The 16,861-nt window shown below is 66.7% G+C and carries 10 protein-coding genes; 3 read left to right on the forward strand and 7 right to left on the reverse strand.

From position 1 onward, the window contains the following. Window positions 1-2,397: SUMF1/EgtB/PvdO family nonheme iron enzyme (locus tag AW06_RS11440; protein ID WP_034950012.1), on the forward strand; the 2,397-nt coding region annotated here is incomplete at its 5' end. 152 nt (window positions 2,398-2,549) lie between these two features. After that, a complete protein-coding gene (locus AW06_RS20475) occupies window positions 2,550-5,846 on the forward strand; it encodes an SUMF1/EgtB/PvdO family nonheme iron enzyme (RefSeq protein ID WP_273704621.1) in 3,297 nt (1,098 codons plus the stop codon). A 91-nt stretch (window positions 5,847-5,937) separates the two neighbouring features. Here the strand turns inward: AW06_RS20475 and AW06_RS11455 are convergent, their stop codons facing one another. Then, window positions 5,938-7,002, reverse strand: a complete 1,065-nt coding sequence (locus tag AW06_RS11455) for a reverse transcriptase domain-containing protein (RefSeq protein WP_034950015.1) — start codon at window positions 7,000-7,002, stop codon at window positions 5,938-5,940. A 103-nt stretch (window positions 7,003-7,105) separates the two neighbouring features. On the opposite strand from AW06_RS11455, the gene avd reads away from it, so the two are divergent. Continuing rightward, complete coding sequence (gene avd, locus AW06_RS11460; RefSeq protein ID WP_273704622.1) at window positions 7,106-7,498, forward strand: diversity-generating retroelement protein Avd; 393 nt, start codon at window positions 7,106-7,108, stop codon at window positions 7,496-7,498. A gap of 489 nt (window positions 7,499-7,987) precedes the next feature. Here avd and AW06_RS11465 read toward each other — a convergent pair whose 3' ends face one another. From AW06_RS11465 to AW06_RS11490, 6 genes are all read right to left on the reverse strand, one after another. Continuing rightward, entirely contained in the window at window positions 7,988-11,602 is a 3,615-nt protein-coding gene (locus AW06_RS11465; protein WP_034950018.1) for an SUMF1/EgtB/PvdO family nonheme iron enzyme, read from the reverse strand. A 176-nt stretch (window positions 11,603-11,778) separates the two neighbouring features. Beyond that, complete coding sequence (locus AW06_RS11470; protein ID WP_034950022.1) at window positions 11,779-11,997, reverse strand: zf-HC2 domain-containing protein; 219 nt, start codon at window positions 11,995-11,997, stop codon at window positions 11,779-11,781. Window positions 11,998-12,329: 332 nt separating this feature from the next. Beyond that, the gene (locus AW06_RS11475; RefSeq protein WP_034950025.1) at window positions 12,330-12,902 is read right to left on the reverse strand and encodes a VTT domain-containing protein; all 573 of its coding nucleotides are present in this window, start codon (window positions 12,900-12,902) and stop codon (window positions 12,330-12,332) included. Between the two features lie 85 nt (window positions 12,903-12,987). After that, on the reverse strand, window positions 12,988-13,938 hold the full coding sequence (locus tag AW06_RS11480) for a CorA family divalent cation transporter (RefSeq protein WP_034950028.1): 951 nt from the start codon (window positions 13,936-13,938) through the stop codon (window positions 12,988-12,990). Between the two features lie 70 nt (window positions 13,939-14,008). Then, entirely contained in the window at window positions 14,009-14,785 is a 777-nt protein-coding gene (locus AW06_RS11485) for an enoyl-CoA hydratase (protein ID WP_034950031.1), read from the reverse strand. 258 nt (window positions 14,786-15,043) lie between these two features. Beyond that, a complete protein-coding gene (locus AW06_RS11490) occupies window positions 15,044-16,510 on the reverse strand; it encodes a metal transporter (RefSeq protein WP_273704623.1) in 1,467 nt (488 codons plus the stop codon). Between the last annotated feature and the right edge of the window lie 351 nt (window positions 16,511-16,861).

The following is a 16,861-nucleotide window of genomic DNA, read 5'->3' on the forward strand; positions in this document are numbered from 1 at the left end:
TCGGCGCTCGAAGCGCTCGACCGCGAGCGCTCGCTGGTGCTGATGGGCGGACCGGGGAGCGGCAAGACGACCTTCCTCAACTTCGTCGCCTTGTGCCTGGCCGGCGAGCTATTGGGCTTGCCGGCCGCCAACCTGAAGCTTCTCCGCCAGCCGATCCCGCGCGAACCTGACGCGGCGCGCGGCAGCAAGGCCAAGCGGCAACGCTGGACGCACGGCGCGCTGCTGCCGGTCTGCGTCGTGCTGCGCGATTTCGCCGCCAGCCTGCCGGCCGACGCCGCGGTCGACGCCGACACCCTCTGGCGCTTCATCTTCGGCCAGTGGCCCGAGCCACTGCGGCCCTACGCCGCCCCGCTGCAGCGCGAACTGCTCGGCCGCGGCGGACTGATCCTGCTCGACGGGCTCGACGAAGTCCCCGACGCCGAAAACCGGCGCGCCCAGGTCAAGCAGGCCGTGCAGTCCTTCGCCGGCCTGTACGGCCAGTGCCGCTTCCTCGTCACCAGCCGTACCTACGCCTACCAGCGCCAGGACTGGAAACTCATAGGCTTCGCCGAACGCGAACTGCTGCCCTTCACGCGCGGCCAGATCGAGCGTTTCATCGACGCCTGGTACGCGCACATGGCGCACGACCTGGCGCGCCTGAGCGCGTCGCAGGCGGCCGACGGCGCGGCGCGGCTCAAGCGCGCCAGCGAGCGCCCCGAGTTGAGCGAACTCGCCGCGCGGCCGCTGCTGCTGACCCTGATGGCGCGGCTGCAGACACGCGGCGGCGGCGCGCTGCCGGAAAGCCGAGAGAAGCTGTACGCCGAATCGGTCGACATGCTGCTCGACGAGTGGGAACGTCACAAGCCGCGCTTCGACCGCAGCGGCCAGCGGGTGGACGAACCCTGCCTCGGCGAGTGGCTGGGCGCCAGTCGCGAGAGCATCCGCCGAGAAATCGACCGGCTGGCCTACGAGGTGCATCTGGCGCAGCCCTCGCTGACCGGCACCGCCGACATCCACGAAGCCGCGCTGACGGCGGCGCTGCGTGCTGCCTCGCGCGACCGGCCGGACGCCCGGCTGATGCGCCTCGAGGAATACCTGCGCGACCGCGCCGGGTTGCTCAGCGCGCACGGCGAAGGCTGGTACCAGTTTCCGCACCGTTCCTTCCAGGAGTATCTGGCCGCCTGCCACCTGGCGCGCTTCAAGTTTCCCGACCGGCTGAGCGAACTGGCGAAAGCCGATCCCGACCGCTGGCGCGAGGTTCTTCTGCTCGCCGCGGCGAGCGTCAGCAACGCGCCAGGTTCGATCTGGGAACTCGTCGACGCCTTGTGCCCCGATGGCGTCGACGCGGACCCGGAAGCGCCGGAAGCCGACGGCGGAACGCAATGGGGCGCTCTGCTCGCCGGCCAGGCGCTGCACGAAACCGGCCTCGCGGCGGCCGACCCCGACCTGCAGGTGCGCCACGAAACCAAGCGCCGGCGCGTGCGCGACTGGCAGCGCCGCTTGTTGCGCAGCCGTGTCTTGCCGGCGCGCGAACGCGCGCTCGCCGGCGACCTGCTCGCCGCGCTCGGCGACCCGCGGCACGAACTGCTCGACGTCGACCACCTGCGCTTCGCCTTCGTGCCGCGCGGCGCTTTCTGGATGGGCGACGAAAGAAACAGCGACGCGCCGCTGCACCGCAACGAAACGCTGGACTACGACTACTGGATCGCCGAATCGCCGGTCACGGTGGCGCAGTTCGCGCAGTTCGTCGCCAGCGCCGGCGGCGAAGTGGGGTATCCCGAAGCCTTGCGCGATCCGCCGAACCGGCCGGTGGCCTGGGTGAGCTGGCACGACGCACTGGCCTTCTGTGCCTGGCTCGGCGAGCGCTGGCGCGACCGGCTGCCGGCCGGCTGGTTGGTTGCCTTGCCGTCGGAAGCCGAGTGGGAGAAGGCCGCGCGTGGCGGCGTCGAGCTTCCCGTCGCCGCGCAATACGCCACGGTCGGCCCGGGCTTCGCCCTCGCCGGCCCGGCACGGCGGAAGAACCCGCAACCGCAGCGCGCCTGGCCCTGGGGCGACGAGTGGGAGAGCGACCGGGCGAACGCCGAGAGGAACGTCGGTGCGAGCAGCACGCCGGGCTGCTTCGAGGCTGGGCGCAGCCCTTATGGCTGCCTGGATATGGCGGGCAACGTATGGGAGTGGACGCGCAGCCTGTGGGGCACCGAAGGGTGGCAGCCGGCTTTCGTCTACCCCTACGATGCCAGGGATCGGCAACGTGAAGACCTGAACGCTCCGGACGATGTCTGGCGGGTCGTGCGGGGCGGCTCCTGGAGCATTCATCGAGGCGACGCCCGCTGCGCCTCCCGCTACTGGGATCGCCCTGGCAGCCGGAATGACGCTCTGGGTTTTCGGGTGGTGTTGCGTTCTTCCCCTGTTCTTTGACTCCGTCCTCTGCTCCCTCTGGCCTCTGTCACTCCGGATACTCCGACTCCGGAGGGGGTGCGGGGGAAACTTCCCCCGCCGCGCTGCGCCCTTGATTTTCACGACCCCGTCGCGTACGGTTTGCCCGACCTCAGCCTTCGCGAGCCGACAGCATGATCATTACCCGAAAAATTTTCCTCGCCTCATCGCAGGAACTCGAAGACGACCGCCGGCAGTTCGAAATCTTCATCGCGCGCGAGAACAAGTCGTGGGTCAAGCAGGGGGTGGAACTCGAACTCGTCCTCTGGGAAGACTTCCTCGACGCGGTTTCGCGCACGCGCCTGCAGGACGAATACAACGAGGCCGTCCGTAGCTGCGACCTCTTCGTCCTGCTCTTCTTCACCAAGGTCGGCCCCTATACGGCGGAAGAGTTCGCGGTGGCCTACGAGCACTTCCAGGCCACCGGCAAACCCTTGCTGTACACCTATTTCAAGGACGCGCCGCACAACGCCGCGCGCGCCGACCTGCTGAGCCTGTGGGCGTTTCAGGACAAGCTCGAGGCCCTCCGCCACTTCCCGACCAAGTACAGCAACGTCGACCAGCTCAAGCTGCACTTCCGCCAGCAGCTCGACAAACTCGCCGCCAACGGTTTCGGCGACTCCCCGCCCGATCGGGCGGCGCCGACGGCGCCCGGTGGCGGCAGCTTCGAGGCGCTACTCACAGGCGACGGAGCCATCGCCCAGGGTGCCGGCGCCATCGCGGTCGCTGCCGGCGGTCAGTTCACGCAGATCGTCAAGAAGAAAGTCCAGCGTCGTGACAAATCGGCCGACGACCGGGCCATCATCGCCGACTACCTCGCCGCGCTGGCCAGCGAACTTTCCGGCCTGAAACTCGGCGAGATCGACGTCGCCGCCAGCGACGCGCGCCGCGAGCCCTTGCAGCTCGCCGACGTCTACGTGCCGCTGGCCACCCATCTGCGCTTGCCGGCGCAGATGACGCTGGCGCAGTGGCTGGCCAGCGACCGGCAGCGCACGCACGGCGAGCGCGCCGATCTCGAAACTGCCGCGCACGACAGCCGGCCGGTGCCGGCGCTCGAAGCACTGGCGCAGCATCGGCAACTGACGCTGCTCGGCGCCGCCGGCAGCGGCAAGAGCACTTTCGGCGCCAGCGTCCTGCTGACACTGGCGCAGGCTTGGCCGGGGCAGGCCGATCGGCTCGTCGATCTGGGGGACTCCTGGACGCACGGCGCGCTGCTGCCGGTGCGCGTCGTTCTGCGCCGCTTCGCCGAAGCGCTTCCGGCCGGCGGCACGCCGTCCTGCGCCGGCGACCTCTGGGCCTTCATCGGGCGCTCGCTCGACGCCGCGGGCTACGGCCTGTCGCCCGCCACCTGCCAGACCATTCGGCGCGTTGCACGCGACCAGGGGGCGCTGTTTCTCTTCGACGGCCTCGACGAATGCGGCAGCGAAGCCGCTTGCCGGCGCGTCCTCGGCGCGGTCGAGGAGTTCATGCGCAGCGCCGGCCGGCACTGCGGTTTCCTGCTCACCGCACGGCCCTACGCCTGGCCCGGCGGTGCCGATCCGGCGCAAGGCGTGTACGCGCTGGCCGACCTCGACGACGAACAGATCGAGCAGTTCATCCGCGCCTGGTACGCCGCGCTGGCGAAGCGCCAGTGGTTGTCGCCCGGCGACGCCGGGCGCAAGTGCGACGACCTGCTCGCCGCGCGCCAGCGCCCGGACCTGCGGCCGCTGGCGCAGAACCCCCTGCTGCTGACGCTGATGGCCTCGCTGCACGCCAATCGCGGTCGCCTGCCCGACGACCGCGCCGACCTCTACGACGACTCGATCCACCTGCTGTTGCTGCGCTGGAACCGGCAGATCGGCGCCGACCAGGCGCTGCTCGACGCGCTGGCGATTCCGACGCTGAAGCTCGCCGACCTGCGCGGCGTGCTCGAAGAGCTGGCTTTCGCCGTGCATGCCGGGAGCGCCGTCGGGCCGGTCGTTCTGCACGCCGGCCCGGCCGCCGCCGGCGCCCCGGCCGACATCGGCGAAGGCCGCCTGCTGGCGGCGTTCCGGCCCTTGCTGCAGGGCAGCCTGGACAAAGCCGCGATCGTCGTCGACTACATCGAGAAACGCGCCGGTCTCCTGGTTGGCCAGGGTTTCCGCAACGGCGAGCGGCAGTTCGCCTTCCCGCACCGCAGCTTCCAGGAATTCCTCGCCGCCTGCCATCTCGCCGCGCGGCCGGATTTCGCCACCGAGTGCGCGCGTCTGGCCCGGCAGGCGCCCGGCCACTGGCAGCTCGTGCTGCCGCTGGCGGCGCGGCTGGCCAAGGCCGAGCGCGGCGCCAGCGCGGCCGACGAGCTGATCGGCGGCCAGGCGGTCGCCGATTGCCGCCGGCAAAGACCCGTCGTCGCCGTCGACTGGACCTGCGCCTTGCTGGCCGGAAGGCAGTTGCTCGAGATCGGCGTCGGCGCGATCCGCCAGCGCGAACGTACCGCCGCCATCGCGGCGCGCGTCGCCGGCTGGCTCGCCGCGTCGCTGCCGCTCCATCCCGGCGACGGTGGCGTGACGCGAACGCTGCGCGCACAGGCCGGCGACGTGCTGGCGCAACTCGGCGATCCGCGCTTCGATGCGCAGCGCTTCTTTCTGCCGGCCGACGACGGGCTCGGCTTCGTGCGCGTTGCCGCCGACCCAGGGTTCATGATCGGCACGCGGCCAGGCGACAGGGAACGGGTTTCACGGATCGTCGGTTACCGCGTTCCCGACGATGAAATCAACGACGCGCTCACGCCCACGCCGGAGTTCTACATCGCGCGTCATCCGGTGACCGTCGCTCAGTTCCGCGCTTTCGTCGAGGCAACGGGATACCCGATTGGTAACAGCGACGCCTTGCGCGACCCGGACAGCCGGCCGGTGCGACGGGTGAGCTGGGACGAGGCACTGGCCTGGTGCGGCTGGCTCACCGAGGTGCTGGCCACTTCCGGCGTGTTCGCCGGCCATCCGATCGCCAGCCTGGTTCGCGAACACGCCTGGCGGGTCGCCCTGCCGAGCGAACTCGAGTGGGAGAAAGCGGCGCGCGGCGGCCTTGCCGGCGCGGTTTTCCCCTGGGGAGACGAGGCCGATCCCGAACGGGCCAACTACGACGCGGCGGAGATCAACGACAGCTCGGCGGTCGGCTGCTTCCCGGCGAACGGTTTCGGTCTGTACGATCTGGCCGGCAATGTCTGGGAATGGACGCGCAGCCTCTTGGGCGACGACTGGGAGAAACCGACCTTTGCCTATCCCTACGAGGCGAACGACCCCCGGCGAGAAGCGCTGGATGCTGCGGATGGCATTCTACGGGTCGTGCGGGGCGGCTCCTGGAGCGATCATCGAGTCAACGCCCGCTGCGCCTACCGCTACTGGGATCTCCCTGGCTCCCGGTTTGACTTTCTGGGTTTTCGGGTGGTGTTGCGTTCTTCCCCTGTTCCTTGACTCTGTCCTCCGTTCCCTCTGGCCTCTGTCACTCCGGGTACTCCGACTCTGGAGGGGGTGCGGGGGAAACTTCCCCCGCTGCGCCGGGTGGCTATTTGGCGCGGCGTCCGGGGATCGGATGCGCCGCGAAGAGGTGCTTGCGCAAGCCCCAGGTGTCGGCGTAGCGGACGTGATTGATCCAGCCGCGCACGCTGGCGTCGAGTTCGGCGAAGGAGATCGACCCCGCGCCATACGCGTCGAGATTGCCGCTCAGCCGGCGCGTGAAGTTGACCGCGTTGCGCCGCTTGAGCAGACGATGCGTCGGATACACGACGAAGCCGAGCCAGGGGATGCCGCAGTGCGTCGGCAGCACCTGCGCTTCGCTGGCGTGGATCGTCAGCCTCTCCTGTTCCAGGCGGGCGATCAGCGCCTCCTTCCATTGCCACAGCGTTTTCCGGTCGTCGCCGAACAGCGCGAAGTCGTCGACGTAGCGCAGGTAGGCGCCGCAGCCCAGTTGGCGCTGCACGAACCAGTCGAAGTCGTCGAGATAAACGTTCGACCAGAACTGCGAAGTCAGATTGCCGATCGGCAGGCCGCGTGGGCGGCAGGCGGCGAGCAGGTCGTCGCCGGGGAAGTACACCGGACTGTACTCGTCCGCCAGCACGCCGACGCCGCTGTCGAGGATGAGGCCGGCCAGCCACAGCAGATCCGGATCGTCGACCACGCGCGCCAGCTTGCCGCGCAGGAGATCGTGGTCGAGCGACGGGAAATGCTGCACGATATCGGCGCGCAGCACGTAGCGATAACGCCGCGCATGGTGCTGCAGCCGGTCCAGCGCCCGGTGCGTTCCCTTGCCGCGGCGATTGGCGTAGCTGTCGGCGATGAAGCTCGCCTCGAACAGCGGCTCGATCACCTGGCACAGGGCGTGATGGACGACGCGGTCGCGAAACGGCGCGGCACTGATCTTGCGGCGCTTCGGCTCGTGAATGAAGAAGTGGCGATAGGCGCCGGGGCGATAGGACCTGCTGCGCAACTCGTCCTGCACGGTCACCAGTCGGTCAGCCACTTGCTGTTCGAAAGCCGCCGCGCTGCCCTTGCGGCGCTTGCCGCGCGCGGCGACGGCAAAGGCCTGCCAGAGATTGTCCCATTCGATGACGGCGTCGAAGAGCTCAGCCATTGGCGACACGGCCCGCCGCCGCGCGAGCCGACCAAGTCGCTCGAGTCGCCTGCGGTGCCGGCGAACGGCGCTGCTTCATTCTTCCTGCCCGGAGTTGCCCACGATGCCCACCACGAAAGAACTGGTGATTTTCACCCAAACTTATGATCTCCTTAGCTGGCTCCTGCCGCACTGCGAGCGCTTCCCGAAGAATCAGCGCTTCGTCGTCACCCAGCGCCTGCAGGCGGCGGCGCTCGATTTCCAGGAGGCGATCTTCGAAGCCAACGCCCGCCACGGTGCTCAGCGCCTGCAGCATCTGCACGCCGCCGACGCGCAGCTCAACAAGCTGCGACTGTACTTGCGGCTGGCCCGGCAATGGGATTGGCTGAGCAGCGGCCAATACGAGCACGTCAGCCGCCTCGTCGCCCAGGTCGGACGGCTGCTCGGCGGCTGGATTCGGCAAACGGCATCCGGCAGGCCCGGTGACTCGGGTCGCGAGGCCGAGGAGTTCTCCTGACTCAGGGCATTCCGGTGGCGGGAGCCGGGGCGGGAACGGCGGGCGCGTCGGCCTGGCCGTTCCCGTGCTTCGCTATGCGCCCGGCGCGGGCGATTGCCCCGCTGTCGCCCTGCCTTGCGGCCTGCGCGCGGACCAGACCGGTCTGGCGCTGTTCTTCTTCCTTCGCCTCGGCCGGCAAATCCGCTCGCGCGAATCGACCGGCATTTCCGGAACACGACCGGCACGGGGGTGCCGGCGCGCCGTCCCGCCTGACGGCGGAACCAGAAGAAGGGGCGGAAGAACGTGGGAAGAACGCAACACCACCCGAAAACCGAGATTGTCATTCCGGTTGCCAGGGTGATTCCTGTTGCGGTAGGCGCAGCGGGCGTTATCTCGATGATTGTTCCACGAGCCGCCCCGCACTGCGCGCGGCGGGTGAAGTTTCCCCCGCACCCCCTCCAGAGTCGGGGTATCCGGAGTAACAGAGGCCAGAGGGAACGGAGGACGGAGTCAAGGAACAGGGGAGGAACGCAACACCACCCGAAAACCGAGATTGACAAATCGATCGCCAAGGCGAAGCCTGTGGCGAGAGGTGCAGCGGGCACCGGCTCGATGAAAGAACCATGCGCCGCCCCGCACCACCCGCTCGGCACCGTCGTCGGCGTTCAGGTTCTCACGCTTCGGGTCGGCAGGATCGTACGGATAGTCCAGGTAGAGGCTGCGGGTCCATTCCCGGACATTGCCGACCATGTCGAAGAGACCGAAAGCATTACCCGTGAAGCAGCCGACGACTGAGCTATCGTGGATCTGAGAATCAGCGTAGTTCGCCAGATTCGGATCGACATCGTTTCCCCAGGGAAACACCGCTCCGCTCAAGTTGCCTCGCGCCGCCTTCTCCCACTCGAGTTCGCTTGGCAAGGCAACTTGCCAACCGTTCTCGCGCACCAGCTTGGCGATCGGACTACCTTCGACTTCCGGCATAGTCTTGAGCATCTCGTGGAGCCAGTCGCACCAGGCCTGCGCCTCGTGCCAACTCACCCGGCGCACCGGTCGGCTGTCCACATCGGCGAGGGCGTCACCATTGCCGATCGCCAATCCTGTGGCTTCGATGAAGGCCCGGAACTGCGCGACGGTGACCGGGTAACGCGCGATGTAGAACTCAGGGGTCTGTGTTGGCGTGTCGTTGATCTCGTCGTCGTCAACCTTCCTTCCGATGATCTTGGCTACGCGCGCCGCGTCCTGCCGCCGTGTGCCGATCATGAACGCTGGGTCGGCGGCTATGCGCACAAAACCCAGCATCCCGTCAGCAGGTAGATAGAAACGCTGCGCGTCGAAGCGCGGATCGCCGAGCTGCGCCAGCCGGTCGCCGGCGCGAGCGCGGACGACCGGTTGCGACTTCGCCAGCGCCTCGGCGTTGCTCAACAGGCTGACGATGCGGCGCGCGCACTCGGCGCGCAGCGCCTCGCCGCTGTCGCGCCATTCGATCGCCGCCGTGGCAGCCAGTTCGGCGGCCGAGAACTGCGCATCGCCGATGCTGCCGCTGGCGGCCAGCGCGCGCAGCAGCTCGCGCGCCGAGCGGGCGGCGTGCGTCGCCTGATAGCCGGCAAGCAGCAGGATCGGTTCGCGCCACCAGAGATCCTCGATTCGTTCGGCGAGGAAGGAGAGCATTGCCTCGCGGCTGTCGCGCCCGATGACCTCGCTCAGGTAGCGGGCGACGAGGAATTCCTGCAAGGCGAGATGCAGGAAGCGGTAGGCACCGTCGCGCTCTTCGAGCACGCTGCCGCGTTGCCGCGCATGGCGGACGAAATCGTCGAGGCGCGGCCGAAACTCGGGTTCCGCGCGCAGGATGGCGCGCAGCGCCGGCTCCTCGATCTCGCGCCCCTGGTCGGCGCCCTGCTGGTGCATCCGGAAAGCGAGCTGCTGCGCCATGTCGCGGTACAGCGCCCAGTCTGCGGACAGCTCGCGATTGTCGCTTTCGTCGCGCCCGTAATCGACCTGCAGCAGCGCGTTGATCGCCTTGTCGAAGAGGTCGGCGCGCTGCTCGGGCAGTGCGCGGTTGTTGAGATGGACGATCAACAGCAGGCGCACCATCAGCGGGCTGTCGACCAGTGCGGCGGCGTTCTCGCCCAGGCGCCGGCGACGGTCGGCCTCGAGCCGCTGAATCCCGGTCAGCAGGTCGTCGGCGCGCTCGAGGCGGCGCACGGGGTCCTGCGGGTGGATGCAGGCGTAGGCCTGACGCACCATTGGCGCGATGTGCTGCGCGTGCTCGAGCGCCTGCACCCGGATCTCGCGAAAATCGGCCCCGAGTGCCGCGCTGCCACTGCGGTAGGCGATCGTGCGGCAGGTGACGACGACGCGCATCGCGTCGCGGCCAGCGACAAGATTCTCCACCGACTTGCGGACCTCGGCGCGTTCGCCCTCGTTCGCCACTTCGTCGAGTCCGTCGAGCAGCAGCAGCACGTTTCGTCCTTCTTTGAGCAGGCGGACGAAGAAGTCGGCCGGCAGGTCGAAGGGGGCTTCCCGGCTGATCAGATGCCAGGAAATGAAATGCGCCAGGGTCTTCTCGCGTGCCTCCGCCGCCGCCGGCAAGTGACGACGGTAGCGCGCGAACGAGGCCAGCGGAACGAAGATGGGCAGCGGCAGTTCGTCGGCGGCCATCGTCAGGTCGAGGCGCGAGCGCGCCGGTTCGGGCCGCCCGGCGAGCAGCGAAGAGGCCAGCGCCCAGGCCATGTGCAGCAAGACCGTCGTCTTGCCGCAACCCGGCCCGCCGATGATCGCCAGACGATGGCCGAGACCGAGGACCTCGTTCAGGGCGATGTCGGCTTCGCTGCCGGAAGGCTCGCCGGCAGCAGCGCCATCCTCGAGCTCGACCGTGCGCTGGCGTCCGGCCTTGCCCGGCTTGCCGATCCGCTGCGGTGCGTCGCCGAAACGCGGCAGCGAGCGGGCGCGCAGCGGCACATAGGCGGTCTCGATCGGCAGCACGACGACCGCCGCGCCGCCCGCCCGTTCGATGCCGCGCAGCTCGATGCTCTGCGTGCGCTCCTGCAGCCAGCGCAGGTAGCCGGCGACCTGCCGGGCGATGTCTTCCTTACTCGGGGCGCTGCCGGCGGTGGCGCGGTAGTAGTTGTGGACGATCTGCGTGCCGCTGACGATGGTGCAGTCGCCGCCGACCTGGGTCGCACCTTCGCCGAGGGCGATGCCGCCGGCCTGAGCAATGGCGCCCGAACCGCTGACGGTGGCCCGCCAGGAAACCGCTGGCGGCAGGGGCGCCAGGGGATCGGGCGCCGCCTGCCCCTTGCCGAGCCCGTCGCCGCCGAGCACCAGCGCGACCGGGAAGTTGCCGGTCAACTGCGGGACGGGGTTCTGCTCGGTGCCGTGCTGCGCCCGCGCGCTTTGCCGGACCGAGCGCCGAAGGTAGCTCGCCAGGTCGGAAACCAGGACCTCGGGCGCTCCACCGCTCGGCTGCGCGTGCCCGGTCAGCGCTTCGATCAGGTGATAGGTAAAAATGCTCATGCGGCCGTCGGCGCGCAGGTAGGAGTATTCGCCGGGCTGGCACGAACTGAGCACGGCGCGCCCGGCGCCACTGGCCAGCCGACCGGCAGTCAGCGATTTGGCCTCGGGCAGGAAGAGCGCCGGCGGAATCGCCGCGCTGACGAATGGCGCCGGCGCGGCCTGCTTGACCGCCATGCCGGCCGCGTGACAGCAGTCGAGCACGACGAGCAGGCGGCGCGGCGTCAGTTGCGCGACGGCGTCGGCAAAGTCGGCGGCGCGGATCGCGCTGCTGCGCATCCGCCGCAGGTTGAGGTCGTAGGGGATCAGGTAGTGTTCGCCGCCCTCGACGTGGCCGTGGCCGCTGAAGTAGAGGATGGCTGTCGAGTCGCCGTCCGGAATCGCCGCCAGTTCGTCGGCCAGCCAGTCGAGTCCGTCGAACAAGCCTTGCCGGCTGCTCTCGGCGCCGGTCAGCAGGCGAAGCTTGTCCGGCGCGTAGCCGCAGCGCGCCGGATGCACCAGGACATCGCGCAGGGCGCGCGCGTCGGCGGCCACGGCCGGCAGGGCGGCGCTGGCTTCCTTGTTCTGGTCCACGGCGATCAGCAGCGCACAGGCGTTCGCGAAGCGAGGGCTCATCTGGTCTCCTGGTTGGGCGGCGGTGGGGCAGGAAACGCGATCGAGAGCGTCCCCCGGCACCGACTATCGTACCCGAGATCGCCTGCTCCGTTCCGTGCAGCGGGCGCGCCGCGCGCTCACCACGGCTGCCGGGTCAGCCAGCGGGCGGCAATCGACGCCCTGGCAATCGGCGGATGTCATCGCTTCTCCGGGTCCTCGGCCTTGTCCGGCACGGCATCACCCTGGCCTTCGGCGTACCGGTGCATGGCCTGGCGCAGGAAGGCGAGGTGGGTGCGGAAGTTTCGGCAGGCGACGCAAATCGTCAGGTGCGTCCTCAGCGTCACGCGCTCACGCAGCGTCAGCTCGCGTTCGAGCGCATCCGAGCACAGGCGGGTTATTTCCCGACAGTTGGGCATGATCGCTCGATGCTGGCGCTGGCGCCCACTGTCTGGCCGCCATCATGTTGTGAACGCTTCGGGGCGGCTCGCCGGACTGCTCCGGAACGGCAATCGGCGGGCATCGTCAGCGGCGTCGCCGGGCCAACATCCAGGTGTTCAAGCTTGCTCTCCTCGGGTGAAAACCCGCGCCCGGTGATCAGGAAGCTGGCAGAGCCGGCGGCGCGAGCGCAACCCTGCCAGTCGCAGTGACCGGACGACGACCGGACTGTCATTGGTTCGTCGTCTGGCGGCGCCGATCCTTACACTTTTGTTGCCGGAAATTCGCCGCGCGGGCCTGGCCACGCCGATGCCTAGCCGAGATGAAGCAGGCTGGCCAGGAAGTCAAAGAACAGGCAGTAGAGGGCGATCGGAAGAGGCAGGCCGAGCAGTGTGCCGAGCATGTACTCGCGAAAGCCGACCCCCGACATGGCGAGGACGTAGTTGAGCGCCGGCACTGTCTGAAACAGGATGCGCAGGCAGAGAACGCTGCGGATCGGGTGGCCATCGAGCTGTGCCAGCAGGCGGAGCGCAAGCCGGCTCTTCAACTGTCGCAGGGCATCGCCGCCGAGCAGCCGGATGCTGAGGAAGGTCAGTGCGCAGGAGAGGCTGGCGGCGAGGTAGGTGACGATGCCGCCCCAGCTCCGTCCCAGCGCCAGCACCGCGGCAGCGAGAAAGATCCACCCCGGGATCTGGATCAGATTGCCCAGCGAGAACAGCAGGACAAAAACCAGCACTCCGCTCAGCCGGTTTTCCAGGAACTGGTCGTGCAGGAACTGCCGGCTGAAGTGGTCGCGCCAGCCGGACAACTCGAAGGTCGCGAACAATACGCCGAGAAACAGCGCCACCGCGAGCAGCCGCGGGTAGGGTAGGGGCGATCGGTTCAATCAGGCATGTGCAAGTCGCGTCGGCGACTCACGAATCTCCCCTCCCTACTTGCCGGGGAAGGGTCGGGGGTGAGAGGAGGAATCCTCAGAGCCAGTGTTGTCGGCGCAGTAGCCAGCCGCCCAGGAGTCCCAGCACCGTCAGCAGCAGGCACAATATCCAGAATGCGTCGGGTTCGTTCGACCCCGGGATTCCTCCGACATTGACCCCCAGCAGACCGGTGATGAACACCAAGGGGAAGAAGACCCCGGTGATCACGGTAAGCTGGTATATCCGTTGGCTCAGGTGATGGTCGAGCAGGCCGTTCATCTCATCCTGAAGGCTGTGCAGGTGCTCGCGGAGATCGCGCATCTCTCCCAGTAGCCGATGCAGGCGCTCCCGCTGCTCCCGGATGCCCTTGTGAGGTTTTCCGGCCAGCCAGGACAAGTCCTGGTTCAGGAGGTCGTCCACCAGGCGCAGGCTGTCGTCCAGCAGTCCTCCAAGACAGCCCGCGTGCCGCCGCAGCAGGGACAGGCGGGTCTGGAGAACCTTCGACTGTTCATCGTAGACTCGCTCCTGAAGCAGGTCCACTTGGTCCGACATGCCTTTCAAGCGCTCCCGGTAGGTCACTGCCAGTAGATGCAGCAGGGCGGCGGGGAAATCGCCGGGCAATGACGGCCCCTCGCCGGCCTTCAATCGCTCCTGCAAACGGGCGATGACCGGAGATTCCTCCAGACTGATGCTCACCGCCCGCTGGGCTTCCAGACACAGCCCCAGGCCCGGTTTGACACGATAGACCGGCAAGGCGGGAAGGGTGCGCAGCACCAGCAGTGTCCCCGAATCCCTGGGGATGAGCCGGGGGTGACCGGTCTCGTCCAGCAGGGCATCGCAAGAGGAGTGCTCGAGCCCGAACTCTCGGGTGAGCAGAGCCGGAACTCCTGGATCTTCGGCCCGCAGATGTACCCAGAGAAACCCCTCCTCGGGCCGCCAGGCCGTCAGCTCATCTTCGGCCAGGGACCGGGCGCCGCCCTTGCCATCCAACACCAGGGCGAAGGCCACGGCCCCTCCCGTGCTTGACTCGGAACTCATCGTCCGACAGGGCCGGTGCGTTCAGCCGCGGATTTCAGGCTCAACGGTTGTTGAAGGCGGGCTTGCGTTTTTCGACGAATGCGGCCATGCCTTCTTTCTGATCGTCGAGAGCAAAAGCCGAGTGGAAAGTGCGGCGTTCGAAGAGCAGTCCTTCCGACAGCGAGCTTTCGTAGGAGCGGTTGATGCATTCCTTGATCATCATCACCACCGGCAACGAGAAACCGGCGATCCTGGTGGCCGCCGACATCGCCTCGTCGAGGAGCTTGTCGGCCGGGACGACACGCGAAACCAGCCCGGCGCGTTCAGCTTCAACGGCGTCGATGGTGCGCGCGGTCAGGCACATTTCCATTGCCTTGGCCTTGGAAATCGCGCGTGGCAGGCGCTGCGTGCCACCTGCTCCGGGAAGAATCCCGAGGCGAATTTCAGGCTGACCAAACTGGGCGGTGTCGGCTGCCAGGATGATGTCGCACATCATTGCCAATTCGCAGCCTCCACCCAGGGCATAGCCGGCGACGGCGGCGATGACCGGCTTACGGCAGCTCTTGAGGGTATCCCAGTTGCGCGTGATGAAGTCTCCCTTGTATGCCTGCATGTATGAAAGTGACTGCATCACGGTGATGTCGGCACCGGCAGCGAAGGCCTTGTCCGAGCCGGTGATGACAATCGCCCCGATGTTCTCGTCGCTCTCAAAGCCACTGAGCGCATTGCCGAGTTCGTCCATCAGGTCATCGTTCAGGGCATTCAGTTGCTTGGGGCGGTTGAGAGTGATCAGGCCGACTTTTCCGCGCACTTCGGCAGTAATGTTGACATAGGTCATAAAGAAGATCTCCGGACTCAATAGGGATGAATACGAGAACCTTGACGAGGCACAGGTTCTCCTGGGTACTCTGAGCGGGACTTGCGTCTCCGCGGGTTTGACGAAATCGAAAGCAGGGATACTTTGAGTCAAGCTGACGACGCCTGGCTGGGCGTCGTCATAAGTTACCAATTGCGCAGGCCGATGGCAAGCGCCACCGACCTGAACCGGGGGTGGGTGTTCAGGTCGTGGCGCCGCTTGTTGTCAGCAGATCCGGTATCAGGAGATGTCGATCTGGAACTTCACCGGACCGCGAGAATCCTTGCCGTTGGCGTCCTTGAAGGTGCCGGTGACGGGGGCTTTCTTGGCATAGGGGCTGGTCAGGATGGCCACGTGACCACCGAAGAAAGCAACCGACTCGAGGCCTTTCCAGTCCTCGAGGTACTTGTTGCCGGCGGTGGCACAAGGTGGTGTGACCAGGTCGTCCTTGATGGCATAGTTCTGGTACCAGGGCACGTTGAGATCGACCAGGTTCTTGATGTTCAGCGGCTGGTCAAAGAGTTTCACCGGCAAGGTGCCGTCATCGGCAATCGGATCCTGGAAGGTGTGCGAACTCATGTTGGCGATCGCCAGCGGCAGATGTACACGTTCCTTGAGCAGCCAGCGGAAGAGGGCGGCCGGCGTCTTGCCGGGGTTGAGGTCGGTGGCGCGATGCAGCGAAGCCTGATCGAGCACCTTGACCAGCGGGGTTTCCCGGTCGATGGCAACGAAACGCATTCCCAGGCTCAGCAGGTAGCCGTTGGCCACCTTGTTGCCGCTCGGCAAGGTCGTGGTGATGAAGTCGTGGTGCATCGTCGGCATGCCGCTGATGGCATCACTGTAGGTGCCGTCGACCGGGGTCACGTTGGTGATCAGGGCATCGCAGACATCCTTCAGTTTTCCCGACAGAATGTTCATCAGGGAAATGTAACCGCCCTGGCAGGTCCCATTGAGCGTGACTTTCTTGCCGCTATTGAGCTCCATGACCTTGGCGCAGAGCTGGCGCGTCTGCTCGCAGTCCTGTTCCGGGGTCATCTTCTGGACATTCTCATTGGTCATGATGTCCTTGACGACACGGACGTAGGTCGGGATGCCTTCATTGGCGAAGGAGTGGCTGTAGCTCTTGTTCTCGAAGGGCAGGAACGACAGGATATGTACGCCGAGCATGTACGGCGGGACGAGAATCACCGGCTTGAGATCCTTGCGCACCTCGACGCCCTGCTTCAGCGGCAGGACCTGATAGAGTTCGAAGGCGTCTGTTTCATGCACCAGCTTGTAATTGGAGGTGTTGAAATGGAAACCGAATTCATCGGCGATGGCTTCGATCTGCTCGTTGAAATTGGAGACCGCCTCCATGATTTCGGCCTCGCGGCGCATGTAGCCGCCGAGTTTCTCTCCTTCCGAATTGAGAATGCTGTTCAGGAAGGCGCGCGTTCCTTCCTCGATCTGGTCGAACGAGTAGTCGACCAGTTTTGCCTGCATCCCGGACAGGCCCTTACGCCCCATGGCGACGTTGTGTTCGAGGATCTCGAAGGTCTCCATCATGCTCAAGGGGTTGTCACGGGCCGCTGTCATGGCGATGTGAGCGGCAATGAAGAGATTGTCGTTAAACTCGCTGACTTCGCGATTCGTGGCGCGCATCATGGCCAGTGTATATCTCCACCAGCTCGTGGTGAAATCAGGCATTTCCCTTAGCAGAGTATTCATTGTACAACCTCCAAATTTAACGTCGTAACGTCAGTCAAAACAGGCCAGCCCGCGGTGAGCGACCCGCAATTACCCTGGCTCCGCCAGAAGGACGGAGACCGGTGATTTCTTCTCAATAAACGATGCCAGCAGCCATCGCGTGCGGACATGCTGGATGCTGGCCAAGCCGGACCCGACAGCATGCACGCTGGCCCTCTCGCGACAACTGTAGCCCAGCATTTTTCTGCAGCGCACAATGCATTCTACTCCTCTGTGCAGGAATTGTTCACCCCACCTTGCCGTTCGCAAGGATTATTTTTGAGGCTTCTGCAAGCCCTCTATAATCAATGGTTAGGTGATCTCCGCAAATCC

Origin of the sequence: Candidatus Accumulibacter cognatus, from assembly GCF_000584975.1 — a bacterium.
GTDB lineage: Bacteria > Pseudomonadota > Gammaproteobacteria > Burkholderiales > Rhodocyclaceae > Accumulibacter > Accumulibacter cognatus.